Source organism: Paenibacillus amylolyticus (assembly GCF_003719335.1).
Lineage (GTDB): Bacteria > Bacillota > Bacilli > Paenibacillales > Paenibacillaceae > Paenibacillus > Paenibacillus amylolyticus_D.
Genome location: NZ_RIAS01000001.1, coordinates 393,960 through 410,964, shown reverse-complemented (window position 1 = coordinate 410,964; position 17,005 = coordinate 393,960). Strand labels below are relative to the sequence as shown.

The following is a 17,005-nucleotide window of genomic DNA, read 5'->3' as shown; positions in this document are numbered from 1 at the left end:
GATAAAAATAAAGAAGCTAGTCAAGCTGTTTTTTTGATGTGAATTTTATGGATATTCATTGTATTGACGTTGTGCCTGTTTCTACGCGAAGCAGGCTTTTTTTATAGAAAGGGTAGAAATGAATGACGTTCTGTATTCGGGGGAAAATGAACAGAGTATAGAAAGTAGAATAAGAAGGATATGATATAATTGTTTTTTCATAGAATCAGATGACTTGGTCCTAATAAATAGATAGAAAGCGAGTTTGATACAAGTGATGATGAAGAAAGAAGGCCAGTATGTCCGGTTTAGTGAAGCGCCGGTTTGGGATTGGCAGAGAGCTTATTATGAACAGATGGGACTCGAAGCTTGGGAGAACCGCCAAGTGCCACAATATATTACGAGCAATCCCTTCATTGCAACCGCGTATGCGGAGATGATCTTTGGCTTTTTACAGGATCTGGCGATCAAAGGTGAACAGCATGAGATGGTAACCATTGTTGAACTTGGTGCAGGAGTAGGCAGATTGGCCCATCAGGTGTTGAACAAACTGTGTGCGTTGAATGAAATTGCGGGTACGGAGCTACCGCCTTTCCGTTATGTAATGACGGATCTGGCAATGGAGAATGTAATGGGGTGGAAAGAGCATCCGTCGATGCAAGCATACATAGAGCAGGGGATACTGGATTTTGCACGTTTCGATGCGATGCATGACACAGAGTTGAATCTAGTTATGTCCCAAAAAACGTTAAGGCAAGGGGATTTGAAGCAACCACTGCTTCTCATTGCCAATTATTTCTTTGATAGTATTCCGCAGGACTTGATTTACATTGGGGAAGGGAAAGTGTTTGAGTGTGATCTACTTGTTGAACTTCCACAGCATGTAGCGGAACAGAAACCTGCCGATATTTTGGAAAATATGACATTGCAATATAACTATCGTCCCGCACCCGAGTATATGGAAGAGACCTACCCATACTCCGAATTGATCTCGCTGTACCGAGCCGAGCTGGAAGATTCGCATATTCTGCTTCCCTCCACAGGACTAGGCTGTCTGGAGCGATTAAGCAAGCTTTCCCGGTCAGGTTATGTGTTAATTACGGCGGATAAAGGGGATCATCGGCTGGAGTATTGGAAATATGCGGAGCCGCCTGAATTTGCGTTTCATGGCAGTTTTTCGTTGTCGGCCAATTATCATGCGATAAAGGTTGTACTGGAACAGCAAGGTGCCTCCACGTATTTTACGGCACATCATTATAAGGATCTGAACGTTGGCATGATTTTAATGTTGGATGAGCCAATCCGTTATGTGAATACAAGGCTGGCCTATCATCGCTTTGTAGAGCGATTTGGTCCAGACGATTTCTTTAGTTTAAAAGAATGGGCAGACCTGAAGGTGGAGCAGATGGATCTGAGACAGCTTCTGGCTTTCTGGCGTTTGGGGAACTACGATGCCGAGTTTCTGCTGGTTGCATCCGCTCAATTCCATAATCTTTTGCCTGATGCAAGCGACGAGGAAATGCTCGATCTGCAAGCTGGAATCCGGATGATGTGGTCGTCATACTATGCCATGGAACATCAAGCTCAGGCGGCCTTTCTATCGGGCCAGCTATTATTAGAGATGTTCATGTACGAAGAGGCCAAAATGTTCCTGGAGAAATCACTGACTGCTGACCCGAATACGCAGCAAGCTGCAGTATTGTATGATCTCGCTGTGTGTTGTTATGAGTTAGAACTGGAACAGGAAGCCCGTATTTACGCTCTCCGTGTACTTGAAATAGATCCTGACCATGAAGAGGCTAAGGCACTTCTGGACGGTTTGGAGTGATTTCCGGTTCACAAACAACCTGCTATATTGGTGAAATCCGTTAAAATGAAACACTTTTCTATTTTTTGCGTATTACTAAAAGGAATTAATTTGAATTTTAAGTAATGATTAGAGGGAGGAGGGGGAGCGATGAAAAAAGGTCTAACTATTTTGTTATTTCCGTTTTTATGGCTTGTAGGGGCTCTTAGCATTCTCAGTGGAAATAGCAACAGCATGAGTGATCTGATCTCACTTAAAAAAGATATGGAGCGGGATTCCAGTTATGATGGGCAAGCCATGTTTAACCAGATTGAAGGCATTAAAAGCTAGTTACATAAGATGATAAGGACCATAGGGCAAGTCATACCTGAACCAATGGGGATTTGGCTTTTGTTCTAGAGTCAACGCACTGGCCCCGCAGGAAATCTCGTTATAATTGACAATAATGCACTCCCAAGGATTGGGCCATGAGACTTGGACATTCGCCCGGTCACTTGAGGGAAATATGCATATGTTATGGCATACCTTGAAATTCAAAGGAGGCCAATCAAATGAGTTATGTTGGATACGGTTGTGGCAATGTTGGTGGATTTGGCGGAGCGTGGACTTCGACTAGCGCAATCCTCGTTCTCTTCATTTTGCTTGTCATCATCACAAAATCGTTCTGGCTGTAAGATAACGGTCAGGCGCGCATGCACCAGCTCCACCAAGACTTTGGTGGGGCTTTGCTCTTGTTTTACAGCCCAATATGACATGAATGACATTTGACAACTGAAAACAATGTGCTTAAAATCACATAAAGAGACTACTAACAGAGATTGAAGGGATTGCAATGCCTTTTATACGATTTAAAGGATTCACGGGTTCTAAATTAGAGGAAGTTGTGCCTCAAATTACCGAACAAATGGCCTTAATTACTCATATTCCGCAGGAACGAATGAAAGCAGAACGTCATGATGTACAAGCCTTAACACCATCCCCGGCGTCCATAGAGATTTTGATGTTTCAGCGTGATCAGGAGATACATGATCGAATTGCATCGTCCATGCAGTCTATTTTAGAGAAGGCTGAATTGCCGGATGTGCATATTTTTTTCAATATATTATCCCCCCATTTGTATTATAAGAAAGGCAAGCCGCTAACAGATTACCGATTGGATTAGACGGCGGTTAAGATGTGGGAAGTTCAGGATACAGTTCGGAAAAAGAAAAACGAAAAAGCTGCTTGGAGAGAAGCAGCCTAGTAGCCCCTAAGACGAGCAATTTTGACTATGCGCGTCTTTTTTTATTTATGCAAGGGTCGTCTGGTATTCAGACTTATTGAAGTACTAGAGAGTCTATGAGTTAATTGATGAACGGTCACGATCAGAGCGAGTGTAGCTAGTGAAAGGGCCGCAGCCCCCCAAAGTACCTGTGCTCGCCCTAAATATAGGATCGCGATTATCGTCATGACGAGTCCAATGCCAGCTACCGTATAATTTGAAAATGAGAGCAGGCTGCTCGCTTTAGCGATATCTTCGCCTTCCACCAGTCGTGGCTGCAGTTTCTCTAGAACCAGTGCTTCCCAGCGGATGACTACCGAAAGAATTACAGCACCGATAAACATAGGCGTACTATGTAATTTCAGGTGGGGCAAAGAGGATGCAATCCCGATGAGCAACAATGCTTTCGACAAAGGAATACCGATCAGGAGTTTCGTAAATGTACAGCGTTTCATCACCATAGGGAATGTGTATTTTGCTGCTACATGGGCTAGCAGGTAGACAAACAGGAGCAGCATTGCATATCCAATCCATTCCGTTTGTCTGTATATCAGGCAGGTCAAGGTTGTGATTGAGATCACTTGTATAAGTGAGAGCAGTGTTCTGGCAGCCCAGAATGGATAAAATGCGATGTTCATACCAATGTGTCCTTTCTGCAACGATACATCTATATCATATATCTTACGGCGCACGCTGCAGTAACACCACAAACAAAGTTATCATATTCCCGTCAGTGCGATACAAAAGACCAGCTACGCAGGGAGGCAACGGGTCTTTATACAAGTGTATTGTTGTATTATGCCATAGCAAGAGTAAAAGCAGTAAGCAGCATAAACAGACTAGACATTCGCACCATAGTCATGTAAGATTTGCTGGGTTCCGTCTCACCTTGTACAATCCAGCCATAACGAAGATACCAGCCAAACTTGGGGAAACATAGATTGATGATACACAACACCATAAATATAAAAAAGAGAGTTTTCATCGTCGATCTTCCTTCCTCGTCAACCATTAACGGCCCCGCCTTTAAGGTCTGCGCCTGGAAAAAATGTAGACAATCAGCATACGGACGATGATGAATAAACTTTATCTGTGTATTTCTGAGAATAGGCAGGTAATTGTGAATGGATAAAGATTGATATGATTAAGAACTATTACCCAAGAACTACATTGTTTGAATAACTGTGGTACAATAAAATAGATTGTTTAATATCAACACATACCATCTGGAGTTAAGGATGTGAGATGGAGGAGACACAGGCATGAGTTTATATAATCAACTTCCCATGCAATGGGAATTTATTATCTCGAAATTAAAATCCTCCGTTACGGTAGTTGACGCTACCTCGCCTGAGCTTCCGCTCATGTATGTTAACGACCATTTTACCTGGTTAACCGGCTATGCGTACGAAGAGTCGATCGGACGGAATTGCCGATTTCTACAGGGGACAGATACAGATCCCGAAACCGTTTCACGTATTCGGGAGGCAATAAGTAAACAACAATCCATTAAGGTTGACATTTTAAACTATACCAAAAGTGGTCAGAAATTCTGGAATGAGCTGAATATCGATCCCATTTTCAATGAATCCGGTGAATGTATTTATTTTGTCGGTATTCAATATGACATCTCTGAACGGAAATATGCGGAGCAGCAGCTGAAGACGGCAGCGTCTATGACTGAGAAAACAAGCAGAGGGCAGCTGGAATTCATCGGCAAGTTGAATCATGAGCTTCGTACACCGTTAAACGGCATCATGGGCATGATCGAGCTTGCGGGAATGGGCACTGTTACCGAAGAGCAAAAAGAATATCTGGATCTGGCACGTCAATCCGGAGAGGCGCTTCTGAACATCGTAAACAACAGTCTGGATATGGCAAAAATTGGCAGAGGCAAAATGGGAGTGGAGCATATTGAATTCCAGCCATTGAAGCTGATTCAGCAAATTGTGAAGACGCATGAGCTGGCAGCCATGAATAAACAAATTCGATTCGTTTGCCATGCTGATTTGAGCATTCCTGACGTGCTGTGGGGCGACCCATTGAGGCTACGGCAGGTGCTGGATAATTTGCTGAGCAATGCCATTAAGTTTACAGAGCAAGGAGAAGTGCAGCTTCTCGTGGACGTAAGGGAACAATCACATGAGGAGACGATGTTGACTTTCTCTGTACGGGATACGGGCATCGGAATTCCGTCTCATCAGATCGGCCAATTGTTTGATGCTTTTACGCAATCCGATATCTCCCATGCAAGAAGGTTCGGCGGAAGTGGACTTGGATTAACCATCTGCAAAGATCTGTTGGAATTAATGAACGGCAGTATTAATGTAGATAGTGCTGAAGGAAAAGGAACAGAGTTTCAAGTGACCGTGCCTTTTGGAAGTGCGCAGAGTGTTTATAACACAGGATAAGATATGCAGGGAGCGGCCGGATGAATCCGGCTGTTTTTTTATGTTGAATATTGTTGTGGAATGGATTGTTTTACGAACTGGCGTTCTGTTATAATGCTAGGGATGTTAGTGTTATATGGGGGAGGCACATCATGAGTAAGAGACGCAGCAGAAGAAGCAATAGAGGAAGCCGGGGGTTCAAAAGTAAAATACTGACGTTAGTGGGCATGGTCGTGATTGCTGTGTACGCCTTGGCTGGAGGAGAGTGGCCGCTGGACATCCCGTCTCCGTTCAAAACAACCGACAAGAGTGTAGATCATACGATCACTTTTCCGGCAGAGCGGTATCCCGAAACAGCAAACCATATCCGAAAGGCCATCCAAGCGGGACATTCCGATGTCTGTACGATCGACCGTAAAGGTGCTGAGGGGAACAGGGAACTGTCACTGAAAGGTGTACCGGTCAAAAAAGGCAAGGATCGGGATGAGTGGCCTATGGCAATGTGTGCAGAAGGCGGTAAGGGTGCGGATATCCAGTATATTACGCCAAAGGATAACCGCGGTGCAGGCTCATGGGTAGGCAATCAACTAAGTACATATCCGGATGGTACGCGTGTTAAATTTGTTGTGAAGTAGTCCAGTACACCAGTACATGTTGCAGCAATGGAAGGATTCAGAGTGTTTTTCGACTAGGAGAAATATAAAAAATGGCATCATAAGAAAAACCAGACGTTGGAGGCGTCTGGTTTTTAAATATAAGTTGGCTGTAGTAGAACATTAAAATTTCTCGTCTACAGTTTATCTTTATCTATTAGCTCGTGTTTAAGTTCTCTTGTAATGAGAGCAACTGAAATGAATATGCTTGCGGACAACTATCTAAACGAGTTGCATCGTGCCCAGATGGTGAGAGCGAAGGGTTAACAGGCGAGTGACATGTTCGACTTCATCAAACGGAATCCACACATTTCCCTGTACAGTTCGTAAGGAGAGAATAGAGCTGTCTGCTGAGCGCTCTGGGAAACCAGTTACGGTCTGCCCGCTTGTATTCCGAACCATAATCTGTTGATTGCGCCGAATGGCAATTTCTACCTCTTTTTTCATAAGTCATTGCTCCTGATTTATAAGATGTTCATCGTTATGTCGATAATTTCAATGGTTAATTTGTCTTCTTTATCTAGTCTATCAGAACTAGGCATAGATTTCCAGTAGAGAAATGATCAAACTGTTCTGGGTGAATTGACTTAGCGAGTGGAAATACGTTACTGAACATAAGCTACAGGGTTATATAAGGTATGAGGAAGAGGAGGGGAACTGATGACGAAACTGTTTGTAGGGCTTGCTCGTTCGGAGCACGAAGCGATTATTATGTTGAATGCCGTAAAGAAGGAAGGTATTGAGAATCAATATTTGGGGGCGGTAGCCAAAGAGCAGCTAAATTTGGAGATGATCAGCGAGAAGACAGGGTTGCCCAAACCGCTAAAGGGTGCTGGAACAGATGGCGCGTTTGGAGCGCTGAAAGGCATATTAGCCGGGCTGGGAAAACGAATGGATCAGACCGCCTCCATCGGGAAAGCGGTGCGAAGATTAGCTGGCAATGAGATCGGAAGTGAGACGGATGATCTGGTCTTAACGCTGACTGAAGCAGGCATTCCGGAAGAAGATGCATGTCATTATGAGGACTGGCTACTGCAAGGTCATATTTTAGTTTTTGTAGAGTGCAGTGAGGAGCAGGTTGGTCGTGTGAAGCCTATTTTGCTTTTTTAGTTTAATTTAAGGCTGATTTTAGGTTCCTTTAATGTTGGGGAGGTATTCTTATCTCACACCTCCCTTAATATAGATGGTTTATCGGAAGTCCGGGACCGCAACTCGGACTTTCTAGGCACTGTGAGCTGGCGCTTGCAGTGCCTGTTTCATTTTTTTTAGGAAAAAAGGTTGCATTATTAATTTATTCATGGTAAGATATTTCTTGTCGCCAAGAAAATATTACATACGCCGGGGTGGCGGAATTGGCAGACGCACAGGACTTAAAATCCTGCGGTAGGTGACTACCGTACCGGTTCGATCCCGGTCCTCGGCATCCTTAGAATAAGGGTTTCAGCTCGTTAGAGCTGGAACCCTTATTTTTTGTGTGGGTTCGGTAGCATCGAATCCACTTTTTGTGTAAAGTGGATGTATACGTTGAACTCACTATAATGATTGAACTGTTTTTATTGTATAAGGTCAGGTTGCCAAATATTACGTAATATTACTCACCTTGCTTATCGATGGAGAGACTCCACACGTAAAAAATAATCTTACAATGTTATTCACTATGGAAGTTGTTTCATGTTCTGGGTCTGTTTTTTAACATCGTTTATATACTTCTATTCCACAACTGAAATATTCATGCCCATATAAAGAAGACTTATTATTGCATTCAGCTTCATTTTTTTTGGATTCATAGAGATTCAAAGAATTACATAGAAAAAATAGTATAGACCACTAAGCTTGACCATGCAAAAAGATGATTGCAGCTTCAGTTACTATGCCCATTGAAAGAATATTGCACAATCGTAATAATAGAGGGGGAAATTAATATTGACTATTTTTTTGTACAAAATAGATCGTGTGAGAGGCTTTTTTAGAGCATATAGCACGATTCAAGAGTATTCAAAACGGCGATGGCCAGTAAATGTTGGTGATACTATACTGTTTGCTTATGGAAGTGGTGATGAACTTCAATTTCTCGGAACATCTAATATTATAGATTGCAAGGTGGAAGTGCAAGAACAACAAACGATAAACGAAGAAACTGAGCGTTTATATCTAACCAAATTACAGCTAGATAAATTTGACTCACTCCCAGAAGATAGAACATTAGGAGCTTTTATGTTTAGTCTTGTCCGCGTATCAAACTTTAGCAAGCCTTTCTTGAACTTTCGTCATTTAGGACGAATCGAAGAGGAAGATTTAAAGACTTTAATTACTGGTACAGTAAATGTCAGAAGATCGTTGTATTTTGGGTTGCTTCGGCATATACCTTCTAATTGGAGGGCTTATCTAGAATATAGCTCAATGGCTGAGAAATCAGCTAAAGAACAGGGCATAAAGAATGATATTTTTCCAACAGATGAACTACTAGGTTTTTTAAACAAACTAGTATTTCAGCCACTAGAGATTGGTTCGGAAACGGAGCCAGTATTTAGGGAATCTTTGGCACGTATGGGACTAGAGAATACTCGTGTGGAAGCGAGAATGCCAGATTATAATAATGAAATGGATTTGGAAAGAGAAAGTCGGGGGGATAAATGGAGTATATCCGAACTAATTAGTCAAGCGCCAGATTTACTTCAAGAAATTAAACCTAACTGGAATATGATAAATGAGATGTTACAAAACGATACCGAGGAAAATAGTAATAATCGAAGAGGTGAAAATAAAAAATGGCGTCCCCACAAATGGTGAAAAACATTCAAAAGCTCTCAAAAGATTTAAGCAGAGTAATTAATTTATTGCCTCGTGAAGATCTATACACATCAGTTGCTAATCCAAACTACGCAGCAGATTATTTGTTTGAAATGAAGGTACTGTTTAGTCTCCTCGACCATATGACAAAGGGGGGATGGTCCGGGTCTGTAGAAAATCGACAAGGTCAAGGGAACATTGTCTTACCAAGGAAGCCGGGACTAAAACGTAACTTTAGCTATTTTATTCTTGAGAATAAGGTGACTAAAGAAAAGTGGCAGGTTGTTCATGGGACAAAAATAAAGGATCCGTTTGGTGAATTACGAGCACCTGATATCAGTTTGCAAGTTGGCAATGCAGGTGTTAATCCGACATATAGGGATATCAAAGCCATTTGGGATGCAAAGCTACGTGGGAAGGAAGATTCATTAACCAACAAAAGGATTAGTGATTCTGAGTATCAGAGTTTCGCTTGGCTAAGAGAGAATCTGCGTGTTCCTCGTCCCAATAGCGCGGATGATCCTTTAGCGGGATGGCCTCAAGCATTTGAGGTATCCGCTCTTATTACGAATGGTGATGGCCCTACTGAAAACGATCAAGTTTTGCTTAACAATGGAGTTAGTATAACACGCCATTTTCAGAATGCTACTACCCCGACACATCCTCGGAGGCAGCTACATAAGCCCCTCAGACCTAAAAAGATAGTTAGACTGGGAGGCATTAGTAAAATCAAGGTTTAATGTAGTCTGCAGTAAAATAAAAATGAGTTCCTAGGCGTTTACATAAAAAGAGTAGCAGTAAAAAGCTTTAATCAAGTCTGTCTGCAATTCTTTTCTTAACTTGACTACGTATCCAAATTCCAAAACATTAAGTGTACAGTAGACAAAAAAATTGTTTTAGTCTTCGAGTTTAAAGGGCTTATACTGGATCATTCCTTGATTTTAATTAGGCACTGATGAACTCTTTCAAGACTCAGAATCTTGCAGTTGGTGATCACGCCCACCTTAGGGTTCGATTTCGAACCTTGTCTTCTATAACAAGAGACTTCTTGGATAGCTCGAGAAGTCTCTTGTTGCTTTCATATAATTATATTGTTTAGGGCCTCTATTTTTGTCAGGATATCCTTAACAATTTGCCTTAGTGCTGTGAGTTAATCGAATTTAAATACATACTGCAATTATGTGAGGAGAAAGGACAATCTTCCTTTAGGGAGATTCCTAAGATGATATAACCATATGTGAAAATTGCGTTTCATCTACTTTAAGATTCCAATCTTGGTGAAATGAGTAATGATACCCCTTATCGCTTAGGTATAATCAGTTCCCTATTAGAAAAATATAACTCTAAGGATTGGCGGGGGATATCCTCTATCTGAAAATTTTATGGTTAAGTAATTATTTCCTTGGTTTATTTTGTATTTCTTCCCTTAAATAATATATAAAATTTTCTTGTGGAAAGATGGGAAATTATTTGTTGAGTATCTGATTTCTTTAATTTTTTTTCATTATACTTCTGATTCTTTCCCCCGCCTCGCAATTCATAAACATAACCCCCTTATAATACATATCAGAAAGTGGATTCGGCTGTCTTTTTATGAAGAGAGGTCACAATGGTGTATACTATCGATAGGCATATATTACCTTTCCCTTGCTGACGGATGAAGTTCCTATAAGATACATTACACGACCATCGGAGTGCCAGTGTAATTTTCACATTTGAACGAATGTCCAGTCATCAACCAACACAACAATCCAATGGACGGAGGACTCAAAGTTTATGTTGAAACAGCTTAAGCCATATAAGGTATTACAGGAGCGTAGAATTGAAGAACTGAAATCCGATGCGTACCTGCTGGAACATCAAAAATCGGGTGCTCATATCGTACTGTTGTCCAATAGTGATGATAACAAGGTGTTCAACATCGGTTTTCGCACACCTCCCGAAGATGATACAGGGGTAGCTCATATCCTGGAACACTCCGTGCTCTGCGGCTCGAAAAAGTTCCCGGCTAAAGATTCCTTTGTGGAGCTGCTCAAAGGTTCACTCAATACTTTCCTCAACGCGATGACGTATCCTGATAAAACCGTCTACCCCGTTGCGAGTCGCAACGATCATGACTTCCATAACTTGATGGATGTGTATCTGGATGCGGTATTAAATACGAATATTTATAAGAATGAAAAAATATTTTTGCAGGAAGGTTGGAATTACAACCTGACTTCTGCGGATGACGAACTGACATACAACGGCGTGGTGTATAACGAGATGAAGGGTGCCTTTTCTTCGCCCGAACGGTTGGTTCGACGTGAGGTGCTGAATTCTCTTTTCCCGGAGACGACGTATTCTTGTGAGTCTGGAGGCTTCCCGGAGGCGATTCTGGATCTGACTTATGAAGGACTGCTTGATTTCCACAAACGTTACTATCATCCGTCTAACAGTTACATCTATCTGTACGGGGATATGGATATGGAAGAGAAACTGCAATGGCTCGATGAACATTACCTGAGCAACTATGATCGGATCGTGATTGACTCCGAGATTAAATTGCAACCTGCTTTCCCGAAACGGGTAGATACGGTGAAATCGTACGCCGCGGGCAGCACAGAATCCGAAGTAGACAACAGCTTTCTGACCTATAACGCGGTGATTGGCACAAGTCTGGACAAGGAACTGAACATTGCTTTTCAAATTTTGTTATATGCACTGCTCAATGCGCCTGGAGCTGTTCTCAAGCAAGCCTTGCTGGATAAAGGCATCGCGAAGGATGTCTACGGCTCTTATGATGATAGCTTGTATCAGCCTGTGTTCACGGTGGGACTGAAGAAGAGCAACTTGTCCAGCAAGGACGATTTCCTCGGGACGATCAAGGAAGTGCTGGAGCGTGTTGTGAAAGAAGGCTTCGACCCGAAAGCATTGCTTGCCGGCATCAATTCTTATGAGTTTAACCACCGGGAAGCGGACTTTGGCCGCATGCCGAAAGGATTGATCTACGGACTCTCTTCCCTCCAAAGCTGGCTGTATGATAAGGAAGCGCCTTTCACGTATTTTGAGGCGAATGATGTATTTGCAGAACTTCGGTCCAAAATGAAAGATGGTTATTTCGAACAGCTGATTGAGAAGTATTTATTACAAAATACACACACATCATTTGTTGCGCTCACACCGGACAAAGGCTTGAACGCACGCAAGGAAGAGGCGCTGAAGGAGCGGCTGAAGTCGGTGCAGGCTGGACTTAGTCCAGAAGAGGTGCAGGATATGATTAAGCGCACCGAAGCGCTTGCCGAGTACCAGAATACCCCTTCCACCAAGGAACAGCAGCAAGTCATCCCGACGTTGTCCATTGAGGATATTGATACGAAGGCGTCTAAACTGTACCAAACGCTGAACAATGTGGATGGAACAACGATTTTGCATCACAACTTGTATACGAATGGCATCGGGTATCTGAGACTGTTGTTTGATATCAAGGAAGTACCGCGCCGTTTGTTGCCTTATGTGGGATTGCTCAAAAATGTACTTGGTTACGTGGACACACAAAATTATTTGTTTAACGAGTTATCGAATGAAATTCATATCCATTCTGGCGGAATCAACAGCGGGGTTGGTTCCTATGCGAATGCACACCAGCATGATGATTTCAAAGCAACATATGAGTTTAACGCAAAAGTGCTTTACGACAAACTGGGATTTGCTTTTGATATGATCAAGGAGATCGTGTTTACGTCCCGTTTTGACAACACAAAGCGACTTTTCGAGATTATTTCTCAGGTCAAAGGTAATTTGCAACGCAATCTGATCAACAGTGGTCATTCCGCAGGGATCGCTAGATCGTCCTCGAAACATTCGGCCGTTGCTGATTTCCGGGAGGCGGTTAGCGGGATAGCTTATTACCAGTGGCTTGAGGATTTACAGGCGAACTTTGATGCGAAAAAAGAAGAGCTGTCCTCCAGCCTGCAAGAGCTGATGGGTTACATTTTCAGACCGGAGAACTTGCTTGTCAGCTACACGGCAGACGATAAAGGATACGAAGGTCTGGAAGAGCAGGTGTCCGCTCTGAAAGCCAAGCTGTTCACACATGAAGTGGCGAAGGAAGCTTTTACGTTTACGCCTGCGACACATAACGAAGGTTTCCGTTCTCCATCCGAAGTTCAGTATGTGGTGCAAACCGGGAATTATATTGACAAAGGGTACACCTATACGGGCTCATTGCGTGTACTACAAGGTATCTTGTCACTGGATTATCTGTGGAACAATATCCGTGCCAAAGGTGGCGCTTACGGCTGTATGTCCGGGTTCAGACGGAATGGAGACAGTTATTTGGCTTCCTACCGTGACCCGAATCTGGATAAAACCTACAAAGTATACGAGGAGATTCCGCAGTATCTGAACGATTTCCGTGCCGACGAACGGGAGATGACTCGTTATATCATAGGTGCGATTCAGGATCTGGATGCGCCAAGAACGCCTTACAGTGAAGGTGCATTCTCGCTCGAATGTTATCTGTCTAATGTGACGGAAGCTGATCTGCAGCAGGAGCGCGATGAGGTGCTTGGTACGAAAGAGAGCGATATTATCGGGTTTGCCGGATTTGTCTCTGCCATTCTGGAGCAACAGCATCGATGCGTTATTGGAAATGAGCACAAGATTGAGGAGCAGAAGCAACAGTTTGATGAAACGTTGGATCTGATTAAACATTAAGGAGCGGTAACCCAGGTTGCGGCTGTGAAAAGAAAGATTCAATAAACATCTGTAGAAAAAAAGAAGAGACACTTGCATGGGCTGGTAAGTAAAACAGCTTGGCAAGTGTCTTTTTTATCTTATTCGGGTCTCTGTTTAAGTTACCGCAAGCATGTTGTAAATTTTAAGCGTGCGCAAATCCTCTTTGGATATTTTCAACTCGTTGTAAAGCTCTGGCGTTTCCGGCAGTGGTGTGCGGGAGAAAAGCATTTTCAGCGCAATGGGCATAAACGGTCTGAATGAAACTCCCGCCATGAGTCCCCATTTTTTCTCCGATTCCTGGAATGATGCCAAAATATTAATATACAAATTCTCCAGTGGGGTAGCCTGATTTTTCAAAATGAGTGTAGTCAGCGTATCGTAATGCTCGGTGTGGCCCCAGTACATATTTTCACATTCCTGATAATTGTCAAAATCCTTCACATTCATATACATCACCGTACGATAGCGGTTGGCGTCCGATTGAGCCATCATGTCAATCACGCAACGAATGAGACTATTGTTCCTGCCGTCGTAGAAGTACGAATAGAAGCGGGTGGAGTTTTTGAAAAAGCTGGACTGAACCGTGTTCATCAGCGGAGAAGCGTGCCTCGGTTCTTTGTAAAGCAACTGCTCCACCTGAATGTTCAGCGCATCTGCAATCTGGTGTAGTGTAACGAGATCCAGCGTAATATCACCGCTCTCATATTTGGAAAGAGTACCTTTACTCTTGAAAATCTGGTCTGCCAGTTGTTGTACGGTGAGCCCGCGCCATTTGCGGAAGTTTCTTATTTTTTTGCCCACTTCCTGGTTGATGTTGTTCATTGGGGTGCTCCTTATCCAGTTGAATGATTATAAGTGTTTCCTGAGAATAGACAAATAAGCTGAAAGTCTTTCTTAAAAGCCAAAGCCTATCAGAAATATATCACTTTTTCAGTAAAAAACCTATTCTAAGGAAACATGAACAGTGATTTGTTTCTTCTGAGTAGATTCTCTTGCATTTGATGCAACTCCGGCGGCATGGAACAATAGGGTCAGAGGCAATGTACCGATGATGCTAAAACGAGAAGACAGAGGAGCTAATCCCCATGACCAAGATGACCAAGATAAACACATCCTATAATTTTGATGAGATCATTGACCGTACCGGAACCAACGCCATGAATACAGATGGTTTCCGTCAATATATTTTTAACGCAACGAGTGAGATGGAATTTCCTTTCGAGGATGAAGAGTTCATCCGCATGTGGATTGCCGATATGGAGTTTGCCACACCTCCCGAGATTTTGGATGCCGTGAGAGAACGCCTGGATCGCCGCATTATGGGGTACTCTCAAGTTTTTGACCCGGCTTATTACGAGGCGGTTGCGAGCTGGATGGAACGATATTATGACTGGTCTTTCCCGAAGGAGCATCTGGAGACATCTGGTGGTATTATTCCTGCGCTGTATGAACTGGTGGAGTATATCTGCAAGCCGGACGAAAAGGTACTGATCCTGACGCCGTCCTATGGATTTTTCAAATCGGCAGCAGACCATAACCGGCTTGAGCTGGTGTGTTCGGACATGTTAAATGAACAGGGGCACTATACGATTGATTTTGACGATTTTGAAGCAAAAGCCAGAGACGAGAAAGTTCGGGTATGCATTTTCTGTAATCCGCATAATCCATCTGGACGCATCTGGAGCGCGGAGGAACTGAAGCGAGTAGGCGAAATCTGTTTAAATAATGAGATATGGATCATATCAGATGAAATTCATTGTGACCTTCTTCGTACGGGAAAAACACATACTCCACTCGCCAAACTGTTTCCGGATACCGACCGAATTATAACTTGTATGTCTCCCAGCAAAACGTTTAATATGGCGGGTCTGATGTTCTCCAACGTCATCATTCCGAATAAGGCATTAAGGGAAATCTGGCAGGCACGTCATTACGGCTTCAAAAATCCGCTAAGTATTGCGGCAACCCAAGCAGCTTATGAACATGGCGATGAATGGCTGAAACAGTTAAAGCTTTACCTGGATGATAATTTTGCGTATGTTGATGATTTTTTAAACACACATCTGCCGCTTGCTGTTTTCCACGTTCCTGACGCCACATACCTTGCCTGGATTGATATTTCGCCATATGCACCGAAGAATGTCAGCCTGCCTCTGTTCTTTGCGGAGCAAGCAGGCGTATTGTTGGAGGATGGGGGAATGTTTGTGGCAAACGGCGAAGGCTGCATTCGGTTAAATCTGGCTTGTCCTCGTTCTGTCCTGAAGGAAGGCTTGAGTAGGATTAGTCGGGTGCTGGTGGACCAAAAGATGGAACAAAAACAGGCGAAAGAGTTGCCCGTACACGTATAGCTTCGCCAGGTTTTACGATGAATTGTCCGTATGAAGTGTAATCTTATGCATCTGACCATTGAATCTGCGTTGTATCAGAATCATACTGGAATGCATCAAAAACACATTCAAGCTGACTTATACGGAAACACGGGTATATACAGATGAATATGAAAGGGGCGGAGCAGGGCGTAATCTGTTTCGTCCCTTTTTGAGTGTTTCTTTTGTTTATCTGAACGGTTTCCTTTCTCTTCGTCGCACACTTCTGGTCTGTCGACTACGGTTATGTTAAAATGATGGATAGTCTATGAGTCGCTGGATATGTGACTCTTGCAGGGAAGAGCCCTTCCAAACGGGCTGTACGGATATGTATTCATCAGGGGAAAGGAGCCTAAATATTATGTTTGGAAATGATTGGGACGAGGTGTTACAGCAGGAGACGGAAGCGGAGTATTTCAACAACATTCGTTATGCGCTCGCTGCCGAATATAAAACACAGACCGTCTACCCGCCCAAGGAAGATTTGTTCTCTGCCTTGAAGCTGACCCCGTATCATCGGGTGAAAGCCGTTATAATTGGTCAAGATCCTTATCACGGGGCGGGCCAGGCGCATGGATTAAGTTTCTCGGTCAGACCCGGGGTGCGCGTACCGCCTTCACTGAAAAATATATATAAGGAACTTCAGGCCGATCTGGGTGTGCCTGTTCCAAAGCATGGTTCACTTATTCATTGGGCAGAGCAAGGTGTGCTGCTGCTAAATGCAGTTCTGACGGTTCGGGAGAGTCAGCCGAATTCTCATCAGGCCTTGGGCTGGCAGACATTCACGGATGCCGTCATTCGTGAGCTGAATGAACGCGATGAGCCTATGGTGTTCATGCTATGGGGAAGTCACGCTCAGAAGAAGGGTGCTTTTATTAATAGAGACAAACATCTGGTGCTGGAATCAACACATCCGAGCCCTTTAGCTGCACATCGCGGATTTCTTGGCAGTCGGCCTTTTTCCAAAGCCAATGAATTTCTCGTCTCCAAAGGTATTAAACCGATCGATTGGACAATACCTGAAAACTAGATAGATTGGA

General features: G+C 43.3%; 16 protein-coding genes and 1 tRNA gene. 13 read left to right on the top strand and 4 right to left on the bottom strand.

Features of this window, described 5'->3' with window-relative positions; translation table 11 throughout:
* Window positions 1–256 precede the first annotated feature (256 nt).
* The 4 genes from EC604_RS01880 (at window position 257) to EC604_RS01865 (ending at window position 2,948) form a co-directional block, all read left to right on the top strand.
* Window positions 257–1,807 (top strand): tetratricopeptide repeat protein, encoded by a 1,551-nt coding sequence (locus EC604_RS01880; RefSeq protein WP_240036609.1) that lies wholly within the window; start codon window positions 257–259, stop codon window positions 1,805–1,807.
* A 129-nt stretch (window positions 1,808–1,936) separates the two neighbouring features.
* Window positions 1,937–2,116, top strand: coding sequence for a hypothetical protein (locus tag EC604_RS01875; RefSeq protein WP_123062497.1), 180 nt, complete (start codon window positions 1,937–1,939; stop codon window positions 2,114–2,116).
* Between the two features lie 221 nt (window positions 2,117–2,337).
* Window positions 2,338–2,460 carry a sporulation protein YjcZ gene (locus EC604_RS01870; RefSeq protein ID WP_123062496.1) on the top strand — a complete coding sequence of 41 codons (123 nt, stop codon included), beginning with the start codon at window positions 2,338–2,340 and terminating at the stop codon, window positions 2,458–2,460.
* Between the two features lie 158 nt (window positions 2,461–2,618).
* Window positions 2,619–2,948 (top strand): DUF1904 family protein, encoded by a 330-nt coding sequence (locus tag EC604_RS01865; RefSeq protein ID WP_123062495.1) that lies wholly within the window; start codon window positions 2,619–2,621, stop codon window positions 2,946–2,948.
* Window positions 2,949–3,070: 122 nt separating this feature from the next.
* Here the strand turns inward: EC604_RS01865 and EC604_RS01860 are convergent, their stop codons facing one another.
* The gene (locus EC604_RS01860) at window positions 3,071–3,685 is read right to left on the bottom strand and encodes a hypothetical protein (RefSeq protein WP_151458033.1); all 615 of its coding nucleotides are present in this window, start codon (window positions 3,683–3,685) and stop codon (window positions 3,071–3,073) included.
* A gap of 158 nt (window positions 3,686–3,843) precedes the next feature.
* On the bottom strand, window positions 3,844–4,032 hold the full coding sequence (locus EC604_RS01855; protein ID WP_123062851.1) for a DUF6199 family natural product biosynthesis protein: 189 nt from the start codon (window positions 4,030–4,032) through the stop codon (window positions 3,844–3,846).
* A 277-nt stretch (window positions 4,033–4,309) separates the two neighbouring features.
* Here EC604_RS01855 and EC604_RS01850 point away from each other — a divergent pair, with 277 nt between their 5' ends.
* Both EC604_RS01850 and EC604_RS01845 read left to right on the top strand, forming a co-directional pair.
* Window positions 4,310–5,458 carry a sensor histidine kinase gene (locus EC604_RS01850; protein ID WP_123062493.1) on the top strand — a complete coding sequence of 383 codons (1,149 nt, stop codon included), beginning with the start codon at window positions 4,310–4,312 and terminating at the stop codon, window positions 5,456–5,458.
* 131 nt (window positions 5,459–5,589) lie between these two features.
* Entirely contained in the window at window positions 5,590–6,072 is a 483-nt protein-coding gene (locus EC604_RS01845) for a NucA/NucB deoxyribonuclease domain-containing protein (protein WP_240036608.1), read from the top strand.
* Between the two features lie 240 nt (window positions 6,073–6,312).
* Here the strand turns inward: EC604_RS01845 and EC604_RS01840 are convergent, their stop codons facing one another.
* On the bottom strand, window positions 6,313–6,537 hold the full coding sequence (locus EC604_RS01840; RefSeq protein WP_123062492.1) for a hypothetical protein: 225 nt from the start codon (window positions 6,535–6,537) through the stop codon (window positions 6,313–6,315).
* A 213-nt stretch (window positions 6,538–6,750) separates the two neighbouring features.
* Here EC604_RS01840 and EC604_RS01835 point away from each other — a divergent pair, with 213 nt between their 5' ends.
* The 5 genes from EC604_RS01835 to EC604_RS01815 all read left to right on the top strand — a co-directional run bounded on the left by EC604_RS01835 (window position 6,751) and on the right by EC604_RS01815 (window position 13,578).
* Window positions 6,751–7,200 carry a general stress protein gene (locus EC604_RS01835; protein ID WP_123062491.1) on the top strand — a complete coding sequence of 150 codons (450 nt, stop codon included), beginning with the start codon at window positions 6,751–6,753 and terminating at the stop codon, window positions 7,198–7,200.
* Between the two features lie 227 nt (window positions 7,201–7,427).
* Window positions 7,428–7,513, top strand: a tRNA-Leu gene (locus tag EC604_RS01830).
* Window positions 7,514–8,013: 500 nt separating this feature from the next.
* Window positions 8,014–8,880: a hypothetical protein gene (locus tag EC604_RS01825; protein WP_123062490.1), complete on the top strand. Its 867-nt coding sequence runs from the start codon at window positions 8,014–8,016 to the stop codon at window positions 8,878–8,880.
* Window positions 8,859–9,620 carry a hypothetical protein gene (locus EC604_RS01820; RefSeq protein WP_123062489.1) on the top strand — a complete coding sequence of 254 codons (762 nt, stop codon included), beginning with the start codon at window positions 8,859–8,861 and terminating at the stop codon, window positions 9,618–9,620. Before EC604_RS01825 ends, EC604_RS01820 begins: the two co-directional genes overlap by 22 nt.
* Before the next feature lie 1,036 nt (window positions 9,621–10,656).
* Window positions 10,657–13,578 carry an insulinase family protein gene (locus tag EC604_RS01815; RefSeq protein ID WP_123062488.1) on the top strand — a complete coding sequence of 974 codons (2,922 nt, stop codon included), beginning with the start codon at window positions 10,657–10,659 and terminating at the stop codon, window positions 13,576–13,578.
* A gap of 135 nt (window positions 13,579–13,713) precedes the next feature.
* Here the strand turns inward: EC604_RS01815 and EC604_RS01810 are convergent, their stop codons facing one another.
* A complete protein-coding gene (locus tag EC604_RS01810) occupies window positions 13,714–14,421 on the bottom strand; it encodes a helix-turn-helix domain-containing protein (RefSeq protein WP_123062487.1) in 708 nt (235 codons plus the stop codon).
* 272 nt (window positions 14,422–14,693) lie between these two features.
* Here EC604_RS01810 and EC604_RS01805 point away from each other — a divergent pair, with 272 nt between their 5' ends.
* Together EC604_RS01805 and ung are read left to right on the top strand one after the other, a co-directional pair.
* Window positions 14,694–15,947 carry a MalY/PatB family protein gene (locus EC604_RS01805; protein ID WP_123062849.1) on the top strand — a complete coding sequence of 418 codons (1,254 nt, stop codon included), beginning with the start codon at window positions 14,694–14,696 and terminating at the stop codon, window positions 15,945–15,947.
* A 346-nt stretch (window positions 15,948–16,293) separates the two neighbouring features.
* Window positions 16,294–16,995, top strand: coding sequence for a uracil-DNA glycosylase (gene ung, locus EC604_RS01800; protein WP_275670021.1), 702 nt, complete (start codon window positions 16,294–16,296; stop codon window positions 16,993–16,995).
* Window positions 16,996–17,005 lie beyond the last annotated feature (10 nt).